General features: G+C 39.6%; 6 protein-coding genes. 5 read left to right on the top strand and 1 reads right to left on the bottom strand.

Annotation, left to right across the window (positions count from 1 at the left end; translation table 11 throughout):
- Positions 1 to 312: 312 nt before the first annotated feature.
- Both DWV53_RS14630 and DWV53_RS14625 read left to right on the top strand, forming a co-directional pair.
- Complete coding sequence (locus tag DWV53_RS14630; protein ID WP_118155340.1) at positions 313 to 993, top strand: SGNH/GDSL hydrolase family protein; 681 nt, start codon at positions 313 to 315, stop codon at positions 991 to 993.
- Positions 994 to 1,019: 26 nt separating this feature from the next.
- Complete coding sequence (locus DWV53_RS14625; protein ID WP_118155338.1) at positions 1,020 to 2,462, top strand: alanine/glycine:cation symporter family protein; 1,443 nt, start codon at positions 1,020 to 1,022, stop codon at positions 2,460 to 2,462.
- 216 nt (positions 2,463 to 2,678) lie between these two features.
- Here DWV53_RS14625 and ald read toward each other — a convergent pair whose 3' ends face one another.
- Entirely contained in the window at positions 2,679 to 3,785 is a 1,107-nt protein-coding gene (gene ald, locus DWV53_RS14620; protein WP_118155336.1) for an alanine dehydrogenase, read from the bottom strand.
- 808 nt (positions 3,786 to 4,593) lie between these two features.
- On the opposite strand from ald, the gene DWV53_RS14615 reads away from it, so the two are divergent.
- The 3 genes from DWV53_RS14615 to DWV53_RS14605 all read left to right on the top strand — a co-directional run bounded on the left by DWV53_RS14615 (position 4,594) and on the right by DWV53_RS14605 (position 7,460).
- Positions 4,594 to 5,424 carry a ParA family protein gene (locus tag DWV53_RS14615; protein WP_006848166.1) on the top strand — a complete coding sequence of 277 codons (831 nt, stop codon included), beginning with the start codon at positions 4,594 to 4,596 and terminating at the stop codon, positions 5,422 to 5,424.
- Positions 5,425 to 5,493: 69 nt separating this feature from the next.
- Complete coding sequence (locus DWV53_RS14610; protein WP_006848167.1) at positions 5,494 to 5,793, top strand: hypothetical protein; 300 nt, start codon at positions 5,494 to 5,496, stop codon at positions 5,791 to 5,793.
- 371 nt (positions 5,794 to 6,164) lie between these two features.
- Positions 6,165 to 7,460 (top strand): RepB family plasmid replication initiator protein, encoded by a 1,296-nt coding sequence (locus tag DWV53_RS14605; protein WP_147468820.1) that lies wholly within the window; start codon positions 6,165 to 6,167, stop codon positions 7,458 to 7,460.
- The last annotated feature ends 89 nt before the right edge of the window (positions 7,461 to 7,549 follow it).

The following is a 7,549-nucleotide window of genomic DNA, read 5'->3' as shown; positions in this document are numbered from 1 at the left end:
TAACTATTTTCCATTCCACCAAATCTTTTCGCAAAAAAGTTGCTTTTTTAGTCTGATTTTAACATCTATAAAGACTTTATGCAATAGATTTTTTGTGTATACCTTATTATATATATGCATGAGTACGCTTGTGTGTATATGCGCTAGCGCGCGCACATGATAAAATTATGGTATAACTCAAATCATGCTTAGTTTTAGACAAAAATAGAAACAGAAAGATGAATTTTCCTCCGATATTTTTTGTCTATTCACATATTTATATTACTTTTGCAGCAGAATTACATAAGAAGCATTAAAACAAGAACAAGCATCATGAAAAGATTTACGATTATCATTTCTTTCATTATGCTCACCTTCATGCCGCTCATGGCACAGGTGAAGCAGACCGTTGCCGTTCTCGGTGACTCGTATTCCACTTTCGAGGGGTTCATTCCTAAGGGTTATGCCACCTGGTACTCACCTACTACTCCACCAGAAACTACAGATGTAAACAAGGTTGAGCAAACCTGGTGGTGGCAAGTAATCAAGGAAGGAGGCTATAAGATGGGAAATATCAATTCCTATTCTGGTGCTACCATCTGCAACACTGGCTATCGTGACGAAGATTATACCGACCGTTCTTTCATCACCCGAAGTTCTCTTCTTGGCAATCCGGATATCATCCTGATTTGCGGTGCTACGAATGACAACTGGGCTGATGCCCCGCTCGGCAACTATCAGTATAGCGACTGGAAGCGCGCAGATTTGTATTGTTTCCGCCCAGCCATGGCCAAGCTGCTTTCTGATATACAACAGCATTATCCTAATGTAGAGGTATATTTCATCTTAAATTCTGAACTCAAGGATGTAATCAATGAGTCGGTAAAAAAGATCTGCAACAAATATCAGGTTCCTGTCATTGCTCTTCATGATATTGACAAGAAAAACGGTCACCCTACTATCAAGGGAATGAAAAGTATTGCAGACCAGGTTCTGAAGGTTATAAAAAAGTAAAGAAATAAGAAGTTTTAAATAGATAAATGATAGATTCAATACAAAACATTTTAGTTCAGGTTAGCGATTTTCTTTGGTCGTATATCATCATCACCGTCTTGATATGCTGTGCCCTGTTTTTCACTTGGCGTACCCGTTTCGTCCAGTTCCGCCTAATCAGAGAGATGATCAGGCTGCTGATTCATCCCGACAAGGTACAACCGGAAGAGATAGGACACGATGAACTGTCGATGGAGGTGAAAGTGGATGGAGAAATGAAACACATTTCTTCCTTCCAGGCTTTTGTGGTAGCATTGGCTAGCCGTATTGGCACCGGTAACCTTGCCGGTGTGGCTACTGCTATCAGCATCGGTGGACCGGGAGCCGTATTCTGGATGTGGATGCTGGCTTTGCTGGGCTCAGCATCCGCTTTCATAGAATCAACTCTCGCCCAACTTTACAAGCGGAAAGGCAAAACATCTTTCTATGGCGGACCGGCCTATTATATGAAGTATGGTTTGGGAAAAGGATGGATGGGTATTCTTTTTGCCGTGCTGATGATCATTACCTTCGGCTTTGCCTATAATTCTGTGCAGAGCAATACTATCTGTCTGGCATGGCAGAAGGCTTTTGGCATAGAACCTGCCACCATGGGAATTGCCCTCACTGTGCTCACCCTGCTCATCATCTTCGGTGGCATCCATAGAGTGGCTAAGTTCTCTTCTACCGTGGTTCCAGTGATGGCTGTCATTTATCTTCTGATAGCTGTAGGTGTTGTTGTTTGGAATATCACCAGTCTGCCAAAGGTTCTGCTTACCATTGTTGAGAATGCTTTCGGATTCAATCAGGCTGCTGGCGGAGTTCTTGGCGTTACTGTAATACAGGGTATCAAGCGAGGTCTGTTCAGTAATGAGGCAGGTGAAGGTAGTGCACCGAATGCTGCTGCGGTAGCTACAGTCAGTCATCCTGTAAAACAGGGATTGATACAGACTCTGGGTGTTTTTACAGATACGTTGGTAGTATGTTCCTGCACTGCATTCATCATCCTGGTGAGCGGTGTGGATATTACGGCTTCAAATGGCATTCAACTCACCCAGGATGCCCTGACCCACGAAATCGGAAACATCGGCAATCCGTTTGTTGCGGTAATGATATGGCTGTTTGCCTTTAGCAGCATCATCGGCAATTATTATTATGGAGAAACCAACGTGAGATATATCAGGGACTCCAAGCTGGGTGTATTTGTCTATCGTCTTGCTGTAGCAGCAATGGTGATGGTCGGAGCTGTAGTATCTCTGGATTTTGCATGGAGTTTTGCAGATATCACTATGGCTCTTCTCACCCTCTGCAATCTCGCAGCCATCGTCCTGCTTTCCCGCCAGGCCGTCTTCCTGTTGAAAGACTATCGCCAACAGAAGAAGGAAGGCAAGAATCCTGTATTCACCAAGGATAAGATGCCAGAGATTGCTGATAAACTGGAGGCATGGTAAATAACAATGATGGATTTTCATTTCGCGAAGATCTATCCTTCATACAATTCATCAACAAAATTCCCCGATACGAATCCTGCAGGAATACTGAGGATTCATATCGGGGAATATTTTTATGCACTAAACTATTTTATTTCTTATAGTAATCGTACAGGAAAGCATCAAGATAAAGAGGATTCCATAGCTTTTGTGTTATGGAACCCTCCCCTACTCTACTTAAAGTATCATTTCTTCATATTCCAGTCCGAAGACATCCGCTACGGCCTTGAATACCACCTTTCCATTTACGATATTCAAACCCCTATACAGGGCTTTATCCTCCTTGCAGGCCTTTCGCCAACCCTTATCAGCAAGCGCCAATGCATATTTCAGCGTAGCATTGGTCAAGGCTGTAGTAGAGGTATTCGGCACAGCACCAGGAATATTAGCTACTGCATAATGAACGATTCCATCGACCATATATGTCGGATCAGAATGTGTGGTTGGATGCGATGTCTCGAAACAGCCACCCTGATCGATTGCGACATCAACAAGTACAGTTCCTGGCTCCATCAATTTCAACATATCTTTCGTGATAAGATGCGGCGCCTTATCACCTGGTACGAGCACACTACCCACAACGATATCCACATCTGTCAATTCTCTACGAATATTATGCTCGTTGGAATAGAGCGTGTGTACATTGATAGGCAGCTCCATCTCTAACTGACGAAGACGAGGCAAACTGATATCTGTAATCCATACATCAGCTCCCATTCCTGCAGCCATTCTTGCTGCAGCTTCTCCTACGGTTCCGCCGCCCAATACCAAAACCTTGACGCGGTTCACACCAGGTACACCACTCATCAGTTTTCCTTTTCCTCCCTTTGTCTTCTGCAGATAAAAAGCACCATTAATAATGGCCATTCTTCCAGCTACTTCACTCATCGGAATGAGTAAAGGCAAAAGGTGGTTATCTGTCTCCACAGTCTCATAAGCCAGACAGACAGCACCACTCTTGAGCATGGCATCGGTAAGTTCCTTGTCACAGGCAAAATGGAAATAAGTGAATACAAGCTGGTCTTGATGGATAAGTGGATATTCCTCAGCGATAGGCTCTTTCACCTTTACTATCATTTCCGCCTCACGATATACACTCTGAATGTCGGGTAAGATTATGGCTCCTACCTTTTCATACGCTTCATCAGCAAATCCGCTGTTCTCTCCAGCCGTATGCTGAACCATCACTTCGTGACCATGTCGAATGAATTCAGCTACTCCTGCTGGTGTCATTCCAACACGGTTCTCATTATTCTTAATCTCTTTTGGAATACCAATTTTCATGATGTTATAGTTTTAAAGGTTCGACATCCGTTTAACTCTGTAAAGATACTGAAAATTTCAATAGGTTGTATGCACTTAGAGGAAAAATTAACATATCTTATATAAACTATTTCTGTTGAATATACGTATTTTAGTTTATTAGGCAATTAGACTAAACTAACATTCTAACTTTATACATTATAGCTATTCTACAAAAAGAATAATCAAAATGCTGAATTATAAAGCGTTAACATGTTAGGTTTGTAATATACATGTTCATCTCGCCAATCATTAGATTATTATAATTGCTGGCAGTTAGTATTTTGGTTTAAACGTAGTTTTGTATTTTCGTTTATCATAACGTACGGCTTTATGTATATTAGTTTATTGGTTCTTTTGTTTATATAGCTATACATAAATAAGTTTATTCATATCTTAGTATAATCATTTATTAGTATAAATGTCTATACAAATATATGTATAATAGAATATTCATATATAAGTTTAATTAATTTGTCCGTCAATTAGGATATCCATATTTTCGTTTAGTAATACATTCGAAGTGATGCTTATTCTTCATGAAGATTGTTAGAAAAGTATAAAAAAAGGGATATTTACAAAGAAATAAGAAGATAAATTCTTTTATATCAACTATTTTGGCTATTTTTGCAACCAATATTAGAACAAAAGAACATTAGATAATCCAGAAATAAGACTTTTAGTCTTTCAGAACGAAAGAATATAAGTCAATCCGTTTATTCTAATTGCCAGCAATTCTAATATATATAAATTGTATTAAACAATAACGTGAAATAAGGAAAAAAGAAATATGAAACATGAACTACAGGAAATTGTTGCAGTAGTGAACAACAAAGGTGGAGTAGGCAAGACGGCTACTGTGCAGTCTCTGGCTTCTGGCATAGTCCGGTTGAATCACAATCTCAGGGTTCTGGTAATAGACTTAGACCCACAATGCAACCTCTCTTCGCTTTTCGGAGTGAGAGATAACGAATATGATAACATATACAACGCCATGTGCAAACAGAGTGGTGTGCCAGTCTACAAATGTAAAAATGGGGTATATGCAGTTCCAGGATCTGCTCAGATGGAAAATATAGAACAACACCTTCCAGGAGGCCCTTCACTAAGAGAACAGATGAAGAGCTACACGGTATTACTGGGATGCTTGCAAGACAACGATTGCCATGACATGACAGGAGAAGGACTGAAAAACGTATTTGATGATTTCGACTACATTTTCATAGACTGTCCTCCAGCACTTTCCAAGAACACTTATAATGCTTTGGTTGCAGCGAGCAAGATTTTGATTCCAGTACAGATGGAAGCATTATCTGTCAAGGGAGTAAGTGAAGTACTCAGCGTAATGGATGAAGTGAAGGAGTTCCACATGAACGATAATTTGGAATTACTTGGACTCCTGCCAGTTATGGTAGATGAACGAACCAAGATTACCAAGCAGTTGAGCAAACTTTTAGGCGAAAAACATGGCGACTTAATTCTGCCTTGCCGTATCCGACGCTCTGTAAAGTTCCTGGAAGCTCAGGCACACGGACAAAGCATATTCGAATATGCACCTTACTCAAGTACAGGTATCGATTACGAAATTGCTATCAAGCGCATGTTCAACATCAAAATCTAATCTTGGTAGGGTAGGTTGAAACATGTAATAATAAAACAAAAGAAGATAAACTTATAAAATATAAGAATTATGGCTGTAGCAAAAAGAAATTTAGAAGAAATTGGTGAGTCTCTTGAAAATATGGGTATGAACGACCGACCAAGTTTATTAAACACAGAAATGGCAAAAAGCGAAGAGGATAAAAATATATCTAAAGGTGGTCGCAAGAGAAAAAGTTACTGGACTGCAGAGGAAAGACGCACCAGAACGAGTGTGGCTACATATCTTAACAAGGAAGAACTCCTTCTCCTGAAGATGAAATGCCTCTCAGATGATATCCCACAGGAAAACCTGCTCTACAATATCCTGATGGATTACTTGAAAAAGTAAGCAAACAAAAAGTAGTTATTAAAAGGGTGAAAACCACAAAACTGTTTACCTAAAAAAGCGCTAAGCTTAAAAATAAGGTATAAGTTCCTACAAAAACCACATTTTTGTTTACCAAAAGAATGATAATTATAGATTATTCTTTATAATAAATTATATATCTCTTATTTATTACAGAGAGTGTAATGGCTTGATTAATAGTGAGTTATGTTTGAAATGGTAAATAGAAAAGTGGTTTTAGGTAAATAGGAATATGGTTTATGGTAAATAGATTGGTGGTTTCGGGTAAATATTTATATGGTTTTAAGTAAATAATAAAGTGGTTTTAGGTAAACAACTTTGTGGTTTATGGTAAACAGAAATGTGGTTTTTATATGAGTGAACCAAAAGGAAACAAGAATCTGGTGTGGATTAACACACCTTTTTCGCTGACAAAATTGGATAAGCAATATACATTATTGCAACAAAACATATTGATGGTTGCAAGTACCCATCTGCAGAAGTATGTTGAAGAGTATTTTACCGAGAAGAGAGTGCTTGGAGATGCACGCTCCGACTATCTTTTCGAGAAAGGAATAGAGCATGCTGTTATGGAGATTCCGCCCATCAAAATAGACATCAAGGATTTTCAGGTATCAACGGAGTTTCATAATTATAAGAATCTGCGTGATACGCTGAAGAACGATATCCTCAACCTGTCGGTGCGTGTAAAGACGGATAGCAAGACAGAGAAGATACAGCACGTATTTTCAAACATCGAGATTCCGACAACGCAGAAAGGCTATACAAAGAGCGATGGTGAGAAAGTAGAACGCATCAAGGGTGAAGTAATACTTGAGATAGATCCAAAACTCACTATGAGCCTTTTTGACATGCGTCAGGGATATATTCACCATATCTCCATGATTGCTAAATATTCCAAGAAGGTGAATACACCTCGACTCTATATATATCTGCTTCGTCAGATGGGACTAGACAAGAGCTTGGATGTTAAGGTTGAGTTTTTACCGATGAAACAGTATTTGGGTCTGGTAGAACTTGATGAACATGGCAATATTCTGCTTGACGACAAGGGGGAGCCTGTGATGAATAAATATCCTAAATTCTCGCAATTCAGAAAACAGGTACTCGATGTGGTAAGGGAAGATCTCAACAGAATGGCTAGTCGCAGTGAGACTGATATCGTATTTGATGAATTTTCTGAAGAAGACTTTATTTATCGGAACGGAAAGCATAAGGGAGATCCTGAATATGTTATCTTCCATATCAAGCGGACGGATGTAGGTATCAATCATATCGGAGATAAAGATGCAGATATTGCTCGTCGTCTGAATGATAAAATAAACCGTAATAGGGGAAAGAAAACATCTGATGATGCCACGCAGCAGGGAGATCTTTTTGCGCATGTATATCAGAATCCTGACAAGAAGATAGAAGTAGACACAACTCAAGGTTTTGAGCAATGGAATCAGTTTATTTCGATGGTACAGGATACCAGTCAGCAAGCCCTGTTGGGCAGATGCAAATTCATAGGAATCAAGAATGACAGATTCTGTATTGCTGCTAGTGATGATGATTTTGCTGCTTTGAAAACATCGGGTCTTGAAAGGCTGGCACAAGAATTTTTTGACTGTGTCGGTTCATTCATGCCTGTATTCTATAGAGGCTAAGCAGAACAAGAAAGCAGAAGAGGAAGTAGGGGAGTACCGTACTTCCTCTTTTTGATAGTATGCTCGGCATGAGCATTGTCTAATGGGTG

This window comes from Segatella copri, assembly GCF_003465495.1.
GTDB classification, from domain to species: domain Bacteria; phylum Bacteroidota; class Bacteroidia; order Bacteroidales; family Bacteroidaceae; genus Prevotella; species Prevotella copri_G.
Note: the sequence above shows the minus strand (reverse complement) of the source record. Positions and strands in the feature narration are given on the sequence as shown.

Bases quoted from the DNA above. Each gene is read 5' to 3' on its own strand.
- DWV53_RS14630 (WP_118155340.1), top strand. From the start codon at position 313: ATGAAAAGATTTACGATTATCATTTCTTTCATTATGCTCACCTTCATG.
- DWV53_RS14625 (WP_118155338.1), top strand. From the start codon at position 1,020: ATGATAGATTCAATACAAAACATTTTAGTTCAGGTTAGCGATTTTCTT.
- ald (WP_118155336.1), bottom strand. From the start codon at position 3,785: ATGAAAATTGGTATTCCAAAAGAGATTAAGAATAATGAGAACCGTGTT.
- DWV53_RS14615 (WP_006848166.1), top strand. From the start codon at position 4,594: ATGAAACATGAACTACAGGAAATTGTTGCAGTAGTGAACAACAAAGGT.
- DWV53_RS14610 (WP_006848167.1), top strand. From the start codon at position 5,494: ATGGCTGTAGCAAAAAGAAATTTAGAAGAAATTGGTGAGTCTCTTGAA.
- DWV53_RS14605 (WP_147468820.1), top strand. From the start codon at position 6,165: ATGAGTGAACCAAAAGGAAACAAGAATCTGGTGTGGATTAACACACCT.